At 71.7% G+C, this 17,811-nt stretch carries 20 protein-coding genes; 13 read left to right on the forward strand and 7 right to left on the reverse strand.

What is annotated here, in order from left to right:
* Nucleotides 1-38: 38 nt before the first annotated feature.
* The 4 genes from BJ993_RS00005 to BJ993_RS00020 all read right to left on the reverse strand — a co-directional run bounded on the left by BJ993_RS00005 (nucleotide 39) and on the right by BJ993_RS00020 (nucleotide 2,823).
* On the reverse strand, nucleotides 39-530 hold the full coding sequence (locus BJ993_RS00005; protein WP_179647276.1) for a CinA family protein: 492 nt from the start codon (nucleotides 528-530) through the stop codon (nucleotides 39-41).
* A gap of 3 nt (nucleotides 531-533) precedes the next feature.
* A complete protein-coding gene (gene nadE / locus BJ993_RS00010; RefSeq protein ID WP_308645424.1) occupies nucleotides 534-1,361 on the reverse strand; it encodes an NAD(+) synthase in 828 nt (275 codons plus the stop codon).
* Between the two features lie 93 nt (nucleotides 1,362-1,454).
* A complete protein-coding gene (locus tag BJ993_RS00015; RefSeq protein ID WP_179647277.1) occupies nucleotides 1,455-1,961 on the reverse strand; it encodes a nitroreductase family deazaflavin-dependent oxidoreductase in 507 nt (168 codons plus the stop codon).
* Nucleotides 1,962-1,971: 10 nt separating this feature from the next.
* Nucleotides 1,972-2,823, reverse strand: a complete 852-nt coding sequence (locus BJ993_RS00020; protein WP_179647278.1) for a DICT sensory domain-containing protein — start codon at nucleotides 2,821-2,823, stop codon at nucleotides 1,972-1,974.
* Nucleotides 2,824-2,882: 59 nt separating this feature from the next.
* Here BJ993_RS00020 and BJ993_RS00025 point away from each other — a divergent pair, with 59 nt between their 5' ends.
* The 5 genes from BJ993_RS00025 to BJ993_RS00045 are packed head-to-tail and all read left to right on the forward strand — an operon-like array spanning nucleotide 2,883 to nucleotide 6,339.
* The gene (locus tag BJ993_RS00025) at nucleotides 2,883-3,194 is read left to right on the forward strand and encodes a sigma-70 family RNA polymerase sigma factor (protein ID WP_179647279.1); all 312 of its coding nucleotides are present in this window, start codon (nucleotides 2,883-2,885) and stop codon (nucleotides 3,192-3,194) included.
* Nucleotides 3,191-4,108, forward strand: a complete 918-nt coding sequence (locus BJ993_RS00030; RefSeq protein WP_179647280.1) for an NAD(P)H-binding protein — start codon at nucleotides 3,191-3,193, stop codon at nucleotides 4,106-4,108. Before BJ993_RS00025 ends, BJ993_RS00030 begins: the two co-directional genes overlap by 4 nt.
* A complete protein-coding gene (locus BJ993_RS00035) occupies nucleotides 4,105-4,869 on the forward strand; it encodes a CPBP family intramembrane glutamic endopeptidase (RefSeq protein WP_308645425.1) in 765 nt (254 codons plus the stop codon). The genes BJ993_RS00030 and BJ993_RS00035 overlap by 4 nt, the downstream gene beginning before the upstream one ends.
* Before the next feature lie 47 nt (nucleotides 4,870-4,916).
* Entirely contained in the window at nucleotides 4,917-5,879 is a 963-nt protein-coding gene (locus BJ993_RS26435; protein WP_218864568.1) for a zinc metalloprotease, read from the forward strand.
* A 10-nt stretch (nucleotides 5,880-5,889) separates the two neighbouring features.
* Entirely contained in the window at nucleotides 5,890-6,339 is a 450-nt protein-coding gene (locus tag BJ993_RS00045; protein ID WP_179647281.1) for an SRPBCC family protein, read from the forward strand.
* Nucleotides 6,340-6,382: 43 nt separating this feature from the next.
* Here BJ993_RS00045 and BJ993_RS00050 read toward each other — a convergent pair whose 3' ends face one another.
* Complete coding sequence (locus BJ993_RS00050) at nucleotides 6,383-6,856, reverse strand: hypothetical protein (protein WP_036544788.1); 474 nt, start codon at nucleotides 6,854-6,856, stop codon at nucleotides 6,383-6,385.
* A gap of 178 nt (nucleotides 6,857-7,034) precedes the next feature.
* On the opposite strand from BJ993_RS00050, the gene BJ993_RS00055 reads away from it, so the two are divergent.
* The gene (locus BJ993_RS00055; protein ID WP_036544787.1) at nucleotides 7,035-7,298 is read left to right on the forward strand and encodes a putative antibiotic biosynthesis monooxygenase; all 264 of its coding nucleotides are present in this window, start codon (nucleotides 7,035-7,037) and stop codon (nucleotides 7,296-7,298) included.
* Here the strand turns inward: BJ993_RS00055 and BJ993_RS00060 are convergent, their stop codons facing one another.
* Nucleotides 7,299-7,763: an Lrp/AsnC family transcriptional regulator gene (locus BJ993_RS00060; RefSeq protein WP_036544785.1), complete on the reverse strand. Its 465-nt coding sequence runs from the start codon at nucleotides 7,761-7,763 to the stop codon at nucleotides 7,299-7,301.
* Nucleotides 7,764-7,909: 146 nt separating this feature from the next.
* Between BJ993_RS00060 and BJ993_RS00065 the strand changes: the two genes are divergently transcribed.
* From BJ993_RS00065 to BJ993_RS00080, 4 genes are read left to right on the forward strand one after another with little or no spacing between them, the layout of a single operon-like run.
* Entirely contained in the window at nucleotides 7,910-9,079 is a 1,170-nt protein-coding gene (locus BJ993_RS00065; RefSeq protein ID WP_036544783.1) for a polyamine ABC transporter substrate-binding protein, read from the forward strand.
* On the forward strand, nucleotides 9,063-10,229 hold the full coding sequence (locus BJ993_RS00070) for an ABC transporter ATP-binding protein (protein WP_051932180.1): 1,167 nt from the start codon (nucleotides 9,063-9,065) through the stop codon (nucleotides 10,227-10,229). The genes BJ993_RS00065 and BJ993_RS00070 overlap by 17 nt, the downstream gene beginning before the upstream one ends.
* Complete coding sequence (locus BJ993_RS00075; protein WP_051932179.1) at nucleotides 10,229-11,077, forward strand: ABC transporter permease; 849 nt, start codon at nucleotides 10,229-10,231, stop codon at nucleotides 11,075-11,077. Before BJ993_RS00070 ends, BJ993_RS00075 begins: the two co-directional genes overlap by 1 nt.
* Nucleotides 11,074-11,889, forward strand: a complete 816-nt coding sequence (locus tag BJ993_RS00080) for an ABC transporter permease (protein ID WP_308645426.1) — start codon at nucleotides 11,074-11,076, stop codon at nucleotides 11,887-11,889. Before BJ993_RS00075 ends, BJ993_RS00080 begins: the two co-directional genes overlap by 4 nt.
* Before the next feature lie 271 nt (nucleotides 11,890-12,160).
* On the opposite strand, the gene BJ993_RS00085 is transcribed toward BJ993_RS00080, so the two are convergent.
* On the reverse strand, nucleotides 12,161-13,564 hold the full coding sequence (locus BJ993_RS00085; RefSeq protein ID WP_179647282.1) for an aspartate aminotransferase family protein: 1,404 nt from the start codon (nucleotides 13,562-13,564) through the stop codon (nucleotides 12,161-12,163).
* Nucleotides 13,565-13,678: 114 nt separating this feature from the next.
* Here BJ993_RS00085 and BJ993_RS00090 point away from each other — a divergent pair, with 114 nt between their 5' ends.
* Genes BJ993_RS00090 through BJ993_RS00100 form a run of 3 tightly spaced genes read left to right on the forward strand, consistent with a single transcriptional unit; the run spans nucleotide 13,679 to nucleotide 17,761 of the window.
* The gene (locus BJ993_RS00090) at nucleotides 13,679-15,130 is read left to right on the forward strand and encodes a gamma-aminobutyraldehyde dehydrogenase (RefSeq protein ID WP_179647283.1); all 1,452 of its coding nucleotides are present in this window, start codon (nucleotides 13,679-13,681) and stop codon (nucleotides 15,128-15,130) included.
* Between the two features lie 40 nt (nucleotides 15,131-15,170).
* Nucleotides 15,171-16,382, forward strand: coding sequence for a saccharopine dehydrogenase family protein (locus tag BJ993_RS00095; RefSeq protein ID WP_179647284.1), 1,212 nt, complete (start codon nucleotides 15,171-15,173; stop codon nucleotides 16,380-16,382).
* The gene (locus BJ993_RS00100) at nucleotides 16,379-17,761 is read left to right on the forward strand and encodes an NAD(P)/FAD-dependent oxidoreductase (RefSeq protein ID WP_308645427.1); all 1,383 of its coding nucleotides are present in this window, start codon (nucleotides 16,379-16,381) and stop codon (nucleotides 17,759-17,761) included. Before BJ993_RS00095 ends, BJ993_RS00100 begins: the two co-directional genes overlap by 4 nt.
* Nucleotides 17,762-17,811 lie beyond the last annotated feature (50 nt).

Here is a 17,811-nt window from a genome sequence, read left to right on the forward strand (position 1 = left end):
GCGCTTGCTCCCTTCCTCGGGAGCGGCGGCGAACGCCGCTAGTCCCCCGGCGCCCGCCTCAGGTCAGCCAGCAGCTGGGCGACGGCGGCCGCGGTCGTCTGGTCCAGCACCGACGGCGGATCGCCGTCGAACCGGTACAGCTCGACCCGGGTCCGGCCGTCCACGAGGCTCGCGATGAAGACCGTGCCGGCCGGCTCGCCCTCCTCCTCGCCGGGACCGCCGACGCCGGTGACGGCGACAGTTGCATCGGCGGCGAGCAGCTTGGCGACGCCCTGCGCCATCTCCTCGGCACAGGACGCGGTGATCACCGGTCCCTCCGTGACGCCCAGGACGTCGTACTTCACCCGGCTCATGTACGACGCCACGCCACCGGCGAACCACGACGCGGCGCCCTCACCCCGCGCCAGCGCGCTCGCGATCGCGCCCGCCGTGAGCGACTCCGCGCAGGCGACGGCGAGGGACCGCTCGGCGGCGATGGAGGCGATCTCGGCAACGGTGTCGCTGACCGCCTCGGCGACCTTGTCGACCACGGCTCAGGGCCCCGGCGGCAGCTGCCGCTTGTGGGAGGTACGACGGTAGGCGTCCTCGATCACGCGCCGCGCCCGTTCGCCGACGTCGTCACCGGTCAGGTAGGCGTCGATCTCGGCGTAGGTGACGCCGTAGGCGACCTCGTCCGGCAGGGCCGGCCGCAGCTCCTCGAGGTCGGCCGTCGGCACTTTCTCGACGAGGTGGTCCGGCGCGCCGAGCTCGCGCCCGATGGCCACCACGCGCGACTTCGTCAGGCCGAGCAACGGGCCGACGTCGAAGGCGCCGTCGCCGTGCTTGGTGAAGAAGCCCATCACGGCCTCGGCCGCGTGGTCGGTGCCGACCACCAGTGCACCGAGGCGACCGGCGACGGCGTACTGCGCCGTCATCCGCAGGCGTGCCTTGGTGTTGCCCTTCACGAAGTCCGCCTTCTCTGCGGCCAGGGTGTCATCGGTCGTCGCGGCGTGCAGCGCGTCGACGGCCGGCTTGATGTCGACCGTCACGGTCGACGTGGGCTCGATGAAGGCGACCGCCGCAGTCGCGTCGGCCTCGTCGCCCTGCACCCCGTAGGGAAGGCGCATGGCCGTGAACGACCGCCCCGCCCGTTGGCAGGCGAGGCTCGCGAGCCGACCGGCGACCGTGGAGTCGACTCCCCCGCTGATCCCCAGGACGTAGCCGGACGCGCCGGCCCGCTCCAGGTAGTCGGCCAGGAAGGCGACCCGGCGCTCGGTCTCCGCGGCCGCGTCGAACTCGTCGGCGACGCCCAGCTCAGCCCGGATGGTCGCCTGGTCGATGGGCTCCCGCACGGGGGCGTCCTTGTCCGCCACATCGGTCACGTCGGGCCTCCTCGCGATACGTCCTGGCGTCCCGGATCCGGGGCGCCGAACGTGGAGTACCCCGCCGGGGCGATGGCAACGCGAGGCGTCGGCTCAGTCGGCGGCGACCAGCTCGAAGACCTTGATCTGCCGGTCGGTCCGCTGCTCGTAGCGGGCGAAGTTCGGCCACGTCGCGAGCATGGTCTGCCAGGCCTCGGCGCGCTCGGCGCCCTCGAGGCGGCGGGCGACGAGCTCGAACGTCTCGGCGCGGAAGCGGGCGGTGACGGAGGGGTTGGCCTCGATGTTCTTGACCCACAACGGCTCCTTGGGACCGCCGAAGTAGGAGCCCGCGATGAGGATCCGGTGCCCGTCCGGGACGCACAGGAGCGGGTTGCTGCGCGGCAGGCCGCTCTTGCGGCCGACCGTCGTCAGCATCAGGTTGGGCAGGCCGGCGACGTCGAGGATCGTGACGCGGCCGCGGGTGGCGCCCTGCAGGGCCTTGTCGGTGCGCACGATCGCCGGCAGCAGGCGCGGCATCCAGGAGATCGCGCCGATGCGGACGGCGAGCGGCTGGAGCGGGCCGGGGCGGCGCGTCTCGAACTCGGTGGGTACGACGGACATCGGGTCCTCCTCAGGTGAGCCGGTCGACGTACGCGACGACACGGTTGAACAGGGCGGTCACGGGGGCGGTGGCCGCAGGACGGGCGGTCGGTGCGCCGGCGAGCTCGGCGACCAGGTCCGTCGCGCCGAGGACGCCGGCCTCGGCAGCGACCGCGGCCGCGACGCGGGCGGCATCGCGCACGGCGACCGGGTCGACGGTCCACACGGCCTCGAAGACCCGCTGGCGGTCGGGCACGTCGGCCTGCCCGGGGAGCTCCCACGCCGACAGGCAGGCGGTGGAGTCGGGGGCGTCGCAGACGACGGCCCACTCCCGGCGCAGGGGCGCGTCCTCGGACAGTGGCGAGCGGGCCGGGCCCGCGGCGTCGGAGGCCGTGCCGTTCCAGCGGTCCGCGAACACGATGGCGGCCCGGGCGGTGCGGGCGAGCTCGGTCCAGCGCGCCGCGGAGGAGTCGTAGAAGTCGCCCCGCTGGAAGGCGCCGAAGAGGACGGGGCGGTCGGCGACCGCGCAGCACTCGTCCTCCAGGGCCCACGACAGCGCGATCAGGGTGGACTTCCTCAGCCGGTGGGTGACGAGGGTGGGGTGCTTGCGGCGCAGCTCGGCGAAGATCGATGGCGAGGTCGGTGCGGTGGCCGCCGACGCCTCGGCGATCGCGACCTCGAGCCGGACGCCGGCCTCCTTGCGGCGCAGGACCTGCTGCACGCGGGCGACGTCGTCCTCGGTGTAGCGGCGGTGGCCCGAGGACAACCGCTGCGGCACCGGGAAGTTGTGCCGGGTCTCCCACATGCGCAGCACGGCCGGGCTCAGCCCGGTGCGCTCCCCCAGGTCGCCGATCGTCAGCGGCGCGCCCTTGCCCTCGTCCATGTGCACACTCTAACCTCAACAGAGCGTTTAGGAAATCTGTTGAGGTTTGGGAGGATCCGATGGACACCGCTGACGACCTCGCCGACCTGCTGCTCCGGTCGGCCCGCGGCGACCGGGAGGCGTTCCGCCGGTTCTACGACGCCACCAGCAGTCGCGCGTTCCACCTCGAGCTGGTGCGCGCCCGGACCCGCGGCCTGGCCCACCCCCACGCAGCCGCTGAGCGAGCGACCACCGACCGCTTCCTCCGGGCGTGGCACGCCGCGCCCGAGCACGCCGCCAGCGGACTCGCTCCCCTGGCCTGGCTGCTGAGCCTGCCGACCAGCCCCGCCGCCGAGTCCGCGCACGCCTGCGCGGTCGAGGCGATCGCATGACCGCACCGGTGCTCGTCGCCGGCGGGACCGGCTTCGTCGGCAGCCGGCTGGTGGCGGCGCTGGCCGAACGCGGGACCGACGTCCGGGTGATGACCCGCCACCCCACGTCGTACGACGGTCCCGGCACGGCAGTCCACGGCGACGTCGCCGACCCGGCAAGCCTGGCCGGCGTCATGGACGGCTGCTCGGCGGCCTACTACCTCGTCCACTCCCTCGCGAACGACGACTTCGAGTCCCGCGACGCCGCCGCGGCCGAGGCGTTCGGCGAGCAGGCAGCGGCCTCCGGCGTGGCGCAGATCGTCTACCTCGGCGGCCTCGGCGACGACGGCGACGACCTCTCCGCGCACCTGCGAAGCCGGCGCGAGGTCGAGCAGCTGCTCGGCACCGGCGGCGTGCCCGTCACGGTGCTGCGCGCCGGGATCGTCGTCGGCCACGGCGGCATCTCGTGGGAGATCACCCGCCAACTCGTCGAGCACCTGCCCGCGATGGTGACCCCGCGCTGGGTGAGCACGCTGACCCAGCCGATCGCCATCGCCGACGTCATCCGCTACCTCGTCGGCGTCCTCCACGAGCCGGCCGCCCTCGGCCGGGTGTTCGACATCGGCGGCCCCGACGTCCTCGCCTACGCCGACATGCTCCAGCGCGTCGCCGCCATCGAGGGCCGTCGACTGCCGATCCTCCCGGTGCCGCTCCTCACCCCCGGCCTCTCCTCGCGCTGGCTCGCGTTCGTCACCGACGTCGACACCCGGACCGGGCGCAACCTCGTCGACTCGATGGCCAACACCGTCGTCGTGCGCGACACGAGCATCCGCGACGTCGTACCGTTCGAGCCGATGGGGTACGACGACGCGGTCCGCCTCGCCCTCGCCGAGCGAGGAGCCGAGCGAGGGCCCCACCGCGGAGCCCGCCGGTGAGCCGGGCGGCGAGCCGGCTCGACCGGCTCCTGCCCCGGCCCCTCTCGCACGTGGTCGACCCGGGCCGGCACGTCCGCCCGGAGACGAGGTCGGTCCGGCGCCGGCGGCAGCGGGTCGTCGCGGGGACCGCCCTGTGCGGCGCGGCCCTGCTGGGACGCTCGCTCGCCACTCCCCCGGGCTCGCGCCGGTTCTACGCCTCCACCGCGGCCGTCGCCGCGACCTGGACCCTGGGCGGCCTGGTGTCCGGACCGCTGCACCTCGGGTGGATCGAGAACCGCGACTCCACCCTGCGCCGGCCCGTGCTCACGCCGGTCGCGACGGGCGTCGGCGCCTTCGGGGTCTTCTACGCCGGGGCGCTCGTCGCCCGGCACATCCCGGTGCTCGACGACGCCCTCGCCCGGGTGCTGCGCTTCGCCGACGAGGGCGACGACCGCCTCGTCATGGCCACGACACTGGCCAACGGCGCGGCCGAGGAGATCTTCTTCCGCGGCGCGCTCTACTCGGCCCTGTCGGATCGCTCGCCGGTCGCCGGGTCGACCGCGGTCTACGCCCTCGCCACGACCACGACGCGCAACCCCGCCCTCGTGCTCGCCGCGGCCGTCATGGGCTGGCTGTTCGCCCTCCAGCGCCGCGCCTCGGGCGGGATCCAGGCGCCGCTGCTGACCCACGCGACCTGGTCGGCGCTGATGCTGCGCTTCCTGCCGCCGCTCTTCCGCGGCAGGCGTCACGAAACGCTCGACGCGCCTGCCACGCAGGGCTAGCCTCGAATCCCGCCGATCCCGCTCCACCGCACTCTCCGGGAGTCCTCGTGATCCGAAGCCGCCGTCTCGCCGCCCTCGCTGGATCCGTCACCCTGGTCGGGGCCGTGCTGAGCGGGGCCGCCGCCCCCGGCACGAGCTCGGCCAGCGCCGCCGGCGACGCCCCCTGCTTCGAGCCCGCAGCCGCGCGCACGACCGCCGGCGCGGCGGCACGCGGACGTGGCGGCGAGGCCAACGTGGATGCGGCGTACCAGCGGGAGGCGGCGCTGCTCGCGAAGGGCAACGCGCAGGCGAAGTCGGCGCTCGGCAAGCCGCCGGGTGGCGGCGGAGGCGGGCCGGCGGTGACCGGCGGCACGATCGACGTCCACTGGCATGTCATCAACAACGGCACCAGCCTGGCCGCGGGCAACATCCCGGACAGCCAGATCAACAGCCAGATCTCCGTCCTCAACGCCGCCTACGCCCCGTGGGGCTGGCAGTTCCGCCTGGTCAGCACGGACCGCACGACCAACGCCGGCTGGTACGTCGCCGAGCCGGGCACGACCGCCGAGACGCAGATGAAGAACGCGCTGCGGCGGGGCACGGCCGACGACCTCAACATCTACTCCAACAACCCCGGCTCCGACCTGCTCGGCTGGGCGACCTTCCCGGCGTCGTACACATCGAGCCCGAAGGCCGACGGCGTGGTCCTGCTGTTCTCGTCCGTGCCGGGCGGGTCCGCGGCGCCGTACAACGAGGGCGACACGGGGACGCACGAGGTCGGGCACTGGATGGGGCTCTACCACACCTTCCAGGGCGGCTGTTCGAAGACGGGCGACTACGTCGCGGACACTGCGCCCGAGCGCTCGGCAGCCTTCGGCTGCCCGACCGGCCGCGACACCTGCCGCTCCGGCGGCGTCGACCCGATCAACAACTTCATGGACTACTCCGACGACGCGTGCATGTTCGAGTTCACCGCCGGCCAGGACGCCCGCATGGACGCGCAGTTCAGCACCTACCGCTTCGGCAAGTAGCGGTGGGGTCGTGCGCTTCGACCTGACCACCCGGGCCTCGCCCGACCAGGTCCTGCGCGCGCTGACGGACTTCTCCGACCAACGGCTCCGGACCTGGAGCCGGACGCTCGACCCCGCCACCTACGAGGTGCGCGAGCAGGGCGACACCTGGGCCGTGGCGCGCGAGAGCACGCCACGATCGCCCTTCTGGATCGTGGCGCGCTACGACTGGTCGGACCCCGCCGTCGTCCGCTGGACGGAGGTCGAGAACAGCTACGGCGGCCGGGGCTCCGGCTCGGTCACCATCGCGCCGGCCGAGGGTGGAGGCAGCCGGCTCGCGGTCGAGTGGTCGTCGTACGACGCCACCCGCGCCCGGGACCGGATCGGGCTCTTCGTCATCCACCGCACCCCGATGAACCGGCTGATCGCCCGCATGTGGCGCTCGGCGCTGGACCGCTACGCCGACGGGGAGGCGGCCTGACCGACTGCTTGCCGCGACGTGGGCCGGCACGGCCGCAACGGGCTCAGGGTCGCGTGGTGATCGGCGCCAGCACGCAGTCGAGGACCTCGCCCAGGTCCTGGCAGTCCGGACCGGTGGGGCTCGGCGTCGGCGAGGGCGTCTTGGTCGGCTTGCCCGAGGGGCTCGGCTTCGGCGAGCCCGACGGCTTCGGCGAGGGCTTCGGCGTGCGCGGGTCGTCGTCCGCGGGCTCGTCCGTCTCCGCGGCCGGCACCACGTCGGCCGGGTCGTCGGTCGGGTCGTCGGTCAGCTCGTCGGTCGCACTGTCGCTCGGCCGCGGGCGGTCCACGACCTCGCCCATGACGGACGGCTCCTCGCTCGGCGTCAGGGAGCTCTCCGGGGACGCGGGCCGGGTCTCACGGTCCTTCGCCGGCTGGTCCTTGCCGATCGCGAGACCGACCGCCCAGGCGCCGACCACGAATGCGATGACGCCGACAGCGATGCCGCGCGCCAACCAGATCCTGCTCAAGCGCATGCCCATGTGATCACCAGCCCCAAGTCCGATGCAGCGATCGTAGGGGGTGGACACGCTCGGCGCACAGGCCGGGAGTGCTCGAGGCGGCCGGACGGGGCCGGGAATCAGCGACGGCTCCCCGCGCTTGTACCCGGAGCCTCCGCCCGGCGATCCCGTGGCGGACCCCCAGCCCGAGGAGACCTCGATGTCGACCACCCCCACCGCTGCCGCCACGACGCAACCCGTCGCCGCCCCCAGCCGCCACCAGCTCGCCCTGATGATCTGGCTCGCCGTGTTCCCGACGCTCACCGTGCTGAACCTGACCGTCGGCTCCCTGCTGAAGGACGCCAACACGGTGCTGCGCACCCTGGTGATGGCGAGCATCGCCGTCCCGATCGTGGTCTACCTGCTGCTCCCCCGGCTGCACCGGGTCCGCGCGCGCCTGCTCAGCCGCGGCGCTGTCCGCTAGTCAGCGCACGCCCCACGAGTAGGTCTGCTTGCGCAGCCGCAGGTAGACCAGCGCCTCGGTCGACAGCACCCCGGGGATGCGCCGGATCCCGCTGGAGATGATCTGCAGCAGGTGCTCGTCGCTCTCGCACACCACCTCGGCCAGCAGGTCGAAGGTGCCGGCCGTGATCACGACGTAGTCCACCTCGTCGAGCTCGGCGAGGGCATCGGCGATCGGCTCGAGCTCACCGGTGGCCTTGATGCCGATCATGGCCTGGCGGGCGAAGCCCAGCTCGAGCGGGTCGGTGACGGCCACGACCTGCATGACGCCGCTGTCGGTGAGCCGCTGCACGCGCTGCCGCACGGCGGCCTCCGACAGGCCGACCGCCTTCCCGATCGCCGCGTAGGACCGTCGTCCGTCCTCCTGGAGCTCGGCGATGATCGCCTTGGAGACGTCGTCCAGCGGGGCGGGCTTGGGCTTGGTCACCCCCGAATCCTCACAGGTCCGGACGACTCCGCGCAACGTGCATGTTCGGATTCCGTTGCAATCACATCAACTGACCACGGAATCCCTTGTCATGTGACCTGTGCCATGTCACGATGCGCAGACCAGTCCACAGGGGAGGTGGGAGCTTGGCCGGCTCGTCCGGAATCAGTCGCAGGGCAGCCCTGCGCGGTGGGGCCGGCGTCGCGCTCGGCGCCGCGAGCCTCGGCGTACTGCCGTTGTTCGGCACGCCCGACCGCAAGCAGGACCCCGCGACGTGTACGACGCGCGACCTGTCGGAGTCCGACCGGCGCCTCGTCGTGTCCAACTGGCCGGGCTACATGGACGAGGACGACGAGGGCTACGTCTCGACGCTGACCGAGTTCCAGAAGCGCACCGGCATCGAGGTGGCCTACACCGCCGACGTCAACGACAACCTCGAGTTCTTCGCGAAGGTCGTCAACCAGCTCGGCTCGTGCCAGACCTCGAAGCGCGACCTGTTCATGCTGACCGACTGGATGGCGGCGCGGATGATCCAGGTCGGCTGGATCCAGCCGCTGGACGCGGCCAAGGTGCCCAACCTGCACGCCAACCTGATCGACTCCCTCGCCGACGTCGGTTGGGACCCGGAGCGGAAGTACTCGGCACCCTGGCAGAGCGGTCTCACCGGGATCGCCTACAACAAGGCGAAGGTCAAGGAGGTGCGCTCCTTCGAGGAGCTGCTCTCCCGCAAGGACCTCAAGGGCCGGGTCACCCTGCTGACCGAGATGCGCGACACGATGGGCCTCGCGCTGCTCGCCCAGGGCGACGACCCGGCCGAGTTCACCGACGACCAGTGGGACAACGCGGTCGACCGGATCAAGAAGGCCCGCAGCGACGGACAGATCCGCGCCTTCACCGGCAACGAGTACATCCAGGACCTCGCCGCCGGGAACGTCCTCGCCTGCGAGGCGTGGTCCGGTGACGTAGCCGCGGCCGAGGACGAGAACCTCGTCTTCGTCGCGCCCGAGGAGGGCCAGATGATCTGGTCCGACAACATGCTCGTGCCCAACCTCGCGACGCACCAGACCAGTGCCGAGGAGTGGATCAACTACTACTACGAGCCCGAGGTGGCCGCGAAGCTCGCCGCCTACGTCTGGTACATCTGCCCGGTCAAGGGCGCCCAGGAGGCGATGGAGAAGGTCGACCCGAGCCTCGTCGACAACCCGCTGATCTTCCCGACTGCCGAGTCGCTGGCCACGACGCACACGTTCATGGCCCTCGAGGAGTTCCAGGTCCGCGCCTACGAGAAGGATTTCGCTGATGTCACTGGCGGCTGACCGCACCGACGCCCCTGCCCACCGCTCGTCCGGCGAGCCCCGCAACCTCCGGCTGAGCGCGCTGACGAAGGAGTTCGCGACCTTCACCGCCGTACGCTCGCTCGACCTGGAGGTGCCGGCCGGCACCTTCTTCGCCCTGCTCGGCCCGTCCGGGTGCGGCAAGACGACGACCCTGCGCATGGTCGCCGGCCTGGAGTCGCCGACCTCGGGCACGATCCACCTCGGCACCGACGAGATCACCTGGGAGAAGCCGTACCGGCGCCCGGTCAACACCGTCTTCCAGAACTACGCGCTCTTCCCGCACCTCGACATCCACGAGAACGTCGCCTTCGGCCTGCGCCGGCGCGGCGCCAAGGACGTGGACCGCCAGGTGCAGGAGATGCTCGAGCTCGTCGAGCTCGAGGCGCAGGCGCGCAAGAAGCCGCCGCAGATGTCGGGCGGCCAGCAGCAGCGCGTCGCCCTCGCCCGGGCGCTCATCAACCGGCCCGAGGTGCTGCTGCTCGACGAGCCGCTCGGCGCGCTCGACCTCAAGCTGCGCCGCGCGATGCAGATCGAGATCAAGCGGATCCAGACCGAGGTCGGCCTCACCTTCGTGCACGTCACGCACGACCAGGAGGAGGCGATGACCATGGCCGACACGATCGCGGTCATGAACGGCGGCGTGATCGAGCAGATGGGCTCGCCGACCGAGCTCTACGAGAACCCGCGGACCACCTTCGTCGCCAACTTCCTCGGCCAGTCCAACCTGGTGGCGGGCACGGTCAGCAGCGCGGACGGCGACGTCGTACGCGTCGACATGCACGGCACCCAGGTCTCCATCCCCGCCGAGCGCGCCCACGTGCGCAGCGGCAACGGGTGGATCGGGATCCGTCCGGAGAAGGTGCTCGTCGCCCCGGAGGGCGAGCCGATCGACGCCCCCGGCAACCACCTGCCCGGCGGCGTGATCACCGACGTCAGCTTCGTCGGCGTCAGCACGCAGTACCTCGTGATGATGCCGTGGGGCCAGGAGCTGATGGCCTTCGAGCAGAACACCGGCCGCCGCGGGATCCTCGACCAGGGCACCCGCGTGGACGTGTCGTGGCGTCCCGAGTTCGCCTTCCTGCTGCCCGCCGACCAGGACGTCAACGCCGGCGCCCTGGAGGAGGACTGATGCGCAGGGGCCGCTTCACCGGCTACTGGTTGATGCTGCCAGCGGCCCTCTGGCTCGGTGTCTTCTTCGTCATCCCGTTCTACTCGCTGCTCGCGACCAGCCTCTACGACCCCCAGGGCTCGGTCCTGACCGGGTACGACGTCACCTACCACGTCGCGAACTTCTGGGACGCGCTGCGTGAGCACTGGGACGAGCTGTGGCGCTCGCTCTGGTACGCCGGCGTCGCCACCGTGATCTGCGCGGTGATCGGCTACGTGCTGGCCTACGCGATCGCGTTCAAGGCGGGCCGGTGGCGCAACTTCCTGCTGGTGCTGGTGATCGCGCCCTTCTTCACCAGCTTCCTCGTGCGCACCCTGTCGTGGAAGCTGATCCTCGCCGACGACGGCTTCATCGTCGACGCCCTGCAGACGGTGCACCTGATGGGCGACGACGACCGGCTGCTGGCGACGCCCATCGCCGTGATCGCCGGCCTGGTCTACAACTTCCTCCCGTTCATGGTGCTGCCGCTCTACGCCAGCCTCGAGAAGATCGACGTACGGCTCATCGAGGCCGCGAGCGACCTCTACGCCTCCCCGTCGCGGGGATTCCTCAAGGTCACGCTCCCCCTGTCGATGCCCGGCGTGGTGGCCGGCACGCTGCTGACCTTCATCCCGGCGGCCGGCGACTACATCAACGCCCAGCTGCTCGGCAGCACCAACCAGCGGATGGTCGGCAACGTCATCCAGGACCTGTTCACCGACACCGGCGACTACGCCGCCGCGGGCGCCCTCTCGGTCACCCTGATGGCGATCATCGTGGCGCTCGTCGTCATCTACATCCGCAAGGCGGGGACGGAGGAGCTCCTGTGACCGGACTGCAACGCGTCGGACGGTGGATCGGCGAGCACCTCGTCCTCGCGGCGGGCCTGCTCGTGCTCGTCTACATGTTCGTGCCGATCGCCGTCGTGATGCTGATGAGCTTCAACGACAACAGCGCGTCGCGCAACGTCTACGCCTTCAAGGGCTTCACGTTCGACAACTGGGCGAACGTCTGCCAGCCCGACGGCATGTGCGAGGCGGTGCTGCGCAGCGTCGGGATCGGCCTGGCGGCCACGCTGGTCGCCACCATCCTCGGCACCCTTGCCGCGTTCGCCCTCGTGCGCCACGACTTCCGCGGCCGCTCGGCGATGAACACGATCATCTTCCTGCCGATGGCCTCGCCCGAGATCGTGATGGGCTCCTCGCTCCTCGCGCTCTTCGTGTCGGCCGGCTTCGGGGGCAAGCTCGGCCTGGTCACGATCTTCATCGCGCACGTGATGTTCTGCCTGTCGTTCGTCATCGTGACGGTCAAGGCCCGGCTCGCCGGCCTCGACGGCAACCTCGAGGAGGCCGCGATGGACCTCTACGCCAGCGAGGCCACCACCTTCTGGCGGATCACCTTCCCGCTGGTCTTCCCCGGCATCGCCGCCGCGGCCCTGCTGAGCTTCTCGCTGTCCTTCGACGACTTCATCATCACCAACCTCAACGCCGGCCAGACCGTCACCTTCCCGATGTACGTCTGGGGCGTGAGCCAGCGCGGTGTGCCGATGCAGGTCAACGTCATCGGCACGATCATGTTCCTGATCTCGCTGACCATCGTCATCGGCAACATGCTGGCCGCCAGGAGGAAGCAGCCCGCCTGACCGCCTCCGGTGGTCGAGGAGGGCGCCCCGGCGCCCGTCTCGAGGCCGCTGGCCTCGGTGCAGCGGCTGTGCTCGTCACGGTTCCAGCACCGCGGCCAGAGGTCTCGAGACGGTTGCTGCGCAACCTCCTCGACCAGCGGGGACGGCCAGAGGTCTCGAGACGGTTGCTGCGCAACCTCCTCGGCCAGCGGCGAACGAAACGGGCCCCTGTCGCGCTCACCCCACTCGGTGGCACGACAGGGGCCCGTCCGGTCCCCGGCTGTGGTGTCCCTCAGAGGAGGGAGGCGGCCTCCGTGAGCACGGAGCGCAGCTTCTGCTCCATCTCGTCGAAGTGCGACTGCTCGCAGATCAGCGGCGGCGAGAGCTGGATGACCGGGTCGCCGCGGTCGTCGGCGCGGCAGTAGAGGCCGGCGTCGTACAGGGCCTTGGAGAGGAAGCCGCGCAGCAGGCGCTCCGACTCGTCCTCGTCGAAGGTCTCCTTGGTGGCCTTGTCCTTGACCAGCTCGATGCCGTAGAAGAAGCCGTCGCCGCGGACGTCGCCGACGATCGGCAGGTCGAGCAGCTTCTCCAGGGTGCCGCGGAAGGCGCCCTCGCGTTCGCGCACGCCCTCGTTGATCTTCTCGTTCTCGAAGATCTCGAAGTTCTTCAGCGCGACCGCCGTGGAGACCGGGTGGCCGCCGAAGGTGTAGCCGTGCAGGAAGGTCTCGGTGCCGTGGGCGAAGGGCTCGTAGATCCGGTCGCTGGCGATCATCGCGCCGAGCGGGGCGTAGCCGGACGTGATGCCCTTGGCGGAGGTGATGATGTCGGGCTGGTAGCCGTAGCGCTCCGCGCCGAACATGTGGCCGAGCCGGCCGTAGGCGCAGATCACCTCGTCGGAGACCAGCAGGACGTCGTACTCGTCGCAGATCTCGCGGACCCGGTCGAAGTAGCCCGGCGGCGGCGGGAAGCAGCCGCCCGCGTTCTGCACCGGCTCGAGGAAGACGGCGGCGACGGTGTCGGGGCCCTCGTTCTCGATCGCGACGGCGATCTGGTCGGCGGCCCAGCGGCCGAAGGCCTTGGGGTCGGAGCCGTCGAGGAAGCCGCCCGTCATCTCCGACGCGCGGTAGGCGTTGGTGTTGGGCACCCGGAAGGTCGAGGGCACCAGCGGCTCGAAAGGGGCCTTGAGACCGGGCAGGCCGGTGATCGAGAGCGCGCCGTGGGTGGTGCCGTGGTAGGCGATGGCCCGGCTGATGACCTTGTGCTTCAGCGGCTTGCCGGTGAGCTTGAAGTAGTTCTTGGCGAGCTTCCAGGCGGACTCGACCGCCTCACCGCCGCCCGAGGTGAAGAAGACGCGGTTGAGGTCGCCCGGCGCGTAGCCGGCGATCTTCTCCGCGAGCTCGATGGCGGTCGGGTGCGCGTAGGACCACAGCGGGAAGAACGCGAGCTCGGAGGCCTGCTTGGCAGCGGCCTCGGCGAGGTCGGTCCGGCCGTGGCCGAGCTGGCTGACGAAGAGCCCGCCGAGCGCGTCGAGGTACTTGCGACCCTGTGCGTCCCAGACGTAGGCCCCCTCCCCCCGCACGATCACCGGGACATCGGCGGTGTCGTAGGACGACATGCGGGTGAAGTGCATCCACAGGTGGTCCCGGGCGGACTGTTGCAGGGCGCTGTGCGCGGTCTCGTCGTACACGCTCGCCATCCTCCCCCTGACGGGCGAGTTCGGCAAGCGATTTCGTTGCAACAGCGCAAAATGACCACGGATTTCGTCGCCAATGCCTTTCGTGCCACGGGGATCCTGACTAGGCTCCGCCGCATGACCACCCTCCGCAACGTGATCGACGGCGCCTCCGTCGACGCCGCCTCGGGCGCCACGTACGACGTCGTCAACCCCGCCACCGGCCAGGCCTACGCCACCGCGCCCGCCAGCGGCGCCGAGGACGTCGACCGGGCGATGCGCGCCGCGGAGCGGGCCTTCGACGGCGGCTGGGCCGACACGACGCCGAAGGAGCGCCAGGAGGCGCTGCTGCGGATGGCGCAGGCGCTGGAGGACCGCGCCGAGGAGTTCGTGCAGGCGGAGTGCGAGAACACCGGCAAGCCGATCGGCATCACCCGCGACGAGGAGCTGCCGCCGAGCGTGGACGAGCTCCGCTTCTTCGCCGGCGCCGCGCGGGTGCTCGAGGGACGCAGCGCCGGGGAGTACCTCAAGGACCACACGTCGTGGATCCGCCGGGAGCCGATCGGCGTCGTCGCCCAGGTGACGCCGTGGAACTACCCGCTGATGATGGCGATCTGGAAGATCGCGCCGGCGCTGGCCGCAGGCAACACGATCGTGCTCAAGCCGAGCGACACCACCCCCGCGAGCACCGTGCTCCTGGGCGAGCTCGCCAACGAGTTCCTGCCGCCGGGCGTGCTCAACGTCGTCTGCGGCGACCGGACGACCGGGCGCGCGCTCGTCGAGCACCCGACGCCGCAGATGGTGGCGATCACCGGGTCGGTCCGGGCCGGGATGGAGGTCGCCGGCTCCGCGGCCGCCGACCTCAAGCGGGTCCACCTCGAGCTGGGCGGCAAGGCACCCGTCGTGGTCTTCGACGACGCCGACGTCGCCGCGGCGGCGGAGGCGATCGCCGTCGCCGGCTACTTCAACGCCGGCCAGGACTGCACCGCCGCCACCCGGGTCCTCGCCGCCGAGGGCGTGTACGACGACCTGGTGGCCGCCCTCGCCGAGCAGGCCCGCAGCACCCGCACCGGCATGCCCGACGACCCCGACGTCCTCTTCGGCGCGCTCAACAACCCCGACCAGCTGGCGCGCGTCGCCGGCATGGTCGACCGGCTGCCCGACCACGCGAGCATCGACGCCGGCGGCACCCGTCCCACGATCGCCGGCGGCGGGGGCGGCTACTTCTTCGACCCGACCGTCGTCTCCGGGCTGCGCCAGGACGACGAGGCGATCCAGCAGGAGATCTTCGGCCCGGTCATCACGGTGCAGAGGTTCGGCGACGAGGCCGAGGCGCTGCGCTTCGCCAACGGCGTGCAGTACGGCCTCTCCTCCAGCGTCTGGACGAAGGACCACGGCCGGGCGATGCGGATGTCGCGCAAGCTCGACTTCGGCGTGGTCTGGATCAACACGCACATCCCGTTCGTGTCGGAGATGCCGCACGGCGGCTTCAAGCACTCCGGCTACGGCAAGGACCTGTCGATGTACGGACTCGAGGACTACACGCGCATCAAGCACGTCATGTCCTTCACCGGGGAGGGCGTCTCGTGACGGTCGCAGCGCGACCTCCTCGACGACCGGAGGAAGGCCGATGAGGATCCTGCTGGTCGGCGCGGGCGGTGTCGGCGGCGCCTTCGCCGCGATCGCGGCCCGCCGCGACTTCTTCGAGCAGGTCGTGGTCGCCGACCACGACCTCGCGAAGGCCGAGAGGGCCGCGGCCGGCGACGAGCGGTTCGTCGCCGCGCGGGTCGACGCCTCCTCGGCGGAGGCCGTGACCGCGCTCTGCCGCGAGCACGGGATCACCCACGTGATGAACGCGGTGGATCCCGTGTTCGACATGCCGGTCTTCGAGGGCGCGTTCGCCGCGGGCGCCGACTACCTGGACATGGCGATGTCGCTCTCGCGGCCGCACCCCGAGGCGCCGTACGAGAGAACGGGCGTGAAGCTCGGCGACGAGCAGTTCGCCGCGGCCGCCGAGTGGGAGGAGGCCGGGCGGCTCGCCCTCGTCGGGATCGGCGTCGAGCCCGGGCTCTCCGACGTCTTCGCCCGCTACGCGGCCGACCACCTGTTCAGCGAGATCGACGAGCTGGCCACCCGCGACGGCGCCAACCTGGTCGTGACCGACGACGACGGCAACGAGGTCTTCGCGCCGTCGTTCTCGATGTGGACCACGATCGAGGAGTGCCTCAACCCGCCCGTGGTGTGGGAGAGGGACCGTGGCTGGTTCACCACTCCCCCGTTCAGCGAGCCGGAGGTCTTCGACTTCCCCGAGGGCATCGGCCCGGTCGAGTGCGTCAACGTCGAGCACGAGGAGGTGCTCCTCATGCCGCGCTGGGTCGACTGCCGGCGGGTCACCTTCAAGTACGGCCTCGGCGAGGAGTTCATCACCATCCTCAAGGTGCTCCACACCCTCGGGCTCGACCGCACGGAGAAGGTCACGGTCAAGGGCGTCGAGGTGTCGCCGCGCGACGTCGTCGCGGCCGTGCTGCCCGACCCGGCGACGGTCGGCCCGCGGATGACCGGCAAGACCTGCGCCGGGCTGTGGGTGACGGGGACCGGCAAGGACGGCAACCCCCGGTCGACGTACCTCTACCACGTGGTCGACAACGAGTGGTCGATGCGCGAGTACGGCCACCAGTGCGTGGTCTGGCAGACCGCGGTCAACCCCGTCGTCGCGCTCGAGCTGCTCGCCACCGGGGTGTGGCAGGGTGCGGGCGTGCTCGGTCCGGAGGCGTTCGACGCGGTGCCCTTCCTCGACCTGCTGACGGCGTACGGCGCCCCGTGGGGTCAGCGCGAGCAGTGAGCCCGTCCGACGCCCATGCCCGCGCCGACGCCGCCGCACCCCGCGTGCTGTGGCTCGACACCCCCGACCGTCCGGCACCACGTCCGGCCGTGACGACGGCGACCGACGTCGACCTGCTCGTCGTCGGCGGCGGCTTCACCGGCCTCTGGACCGCCCTCTGCGCGCTCGAGCGGGAGCCCGGGCGCTCCGTCCTGGTCGTCGAGCGGGACCGGATCGCCGAGCAGGCCACCGGTCGCAACGGCGGCTTCTGCGAGGCCAGCCTCACCCACGGCGAGGACAACGGGCGCGAGCGCTGGCCCGACGAGTACGACGAGCTGGAGCGCCTCGGGCTCGAGAACCTCGACGCCATCGAGGCGGCCGTGCAGCACTACGGCATCGACTGCGACCTCCGCCGCACGGGGCAGCTCTCCGTGGCCACCCGGCCGCACGAGGTGGAGGGGCTCGCCCCCGACGAGGACGGCTTCCTCGACGCCGGCGCCGTCCGCGCGCTGGTCGACTCCCCCACCTATCTCGCCGGCCGGCTCGACGCCGAGGGCTGCGCGATGGTCGACCCGGCGCGCCTGGCGTGGGGACTGGCCGCCGCGGTCGAGTCGCTCGGCGGGGTGGTCGCCGAGGGGACGTCGGTCTCCCGGCTCCGCGGCCGCGGACCCGGCGGTGCGGTCGAGGCGACGACCGCCTCCGGCGCGACGATCCGCGCCCGCCACGTCGCGATGGCGACCAACGCCTTCCCGGGCCTGCTGCGCCGGGTCTCGACGCGCGTCGTACCGGTCTACGACCACGTGCTCGCCACCGAGCCGCTCAGCGCCGACCAGCTGGCTGCCGTCGGCTGGGACAGCCGCTGCGGGGTCGCCGACTCCGGCAACCTCTTCCACTACTACCGGCTGACCGCGGACGACCGCATCCTCTGGGGCGGGTACGACGCCGTCTACCACTTCGGCAAGGGCATCGCGCCGGGACACGAGCAGCGCCCCGCGACCCACCGGGTCCTGGCGGAGCACTTCTACGAGACCTTCCCGCAGCTGGCCGGTGTCGGGTTCAGCCACCGCTGGGGAGGCGTCATCGACACCTGCACCCGCTTCTGTGCCTTCTTCGGCACCGCCAGGCGCGGCCGGGTCGCCTATGCCGCCGGCTTCACCGGCCTCGGCGTCGGCGCGTCCCGGTTCGCGGCCGAGGTGATGCTCGACCTGCTCGCGGGCGAGGAGACCCCGCGGACCCGGCTCGCGATGGTGCGCGAGAAGCCGTTGCCCTTCCCGCCCGAGCCGCTGGCGTGGACCGGCATCCAGCTGACCCGGTGGGCGTCCGCCCGAGCGGACGCCACCGGGCGCCGGAACCTGTGGCTGCGCACCCTGGACCGGCTGGGCCTGGGCTTCGACTCCTGACATCCTCCGGTGGTTGAGGTGCGAGGCGCCCCCGGGGTTTCGAGGCTCCT

The organism is Nocardioides aromaticivorans (assembly GCF_013408525.1).
Lineage (GTDB): Bacteria > Actinomycetota > Actinomycetes > Propionibacteriales > Nocardioidaceae > Nocardioides > Nocardioides aromaticivorans.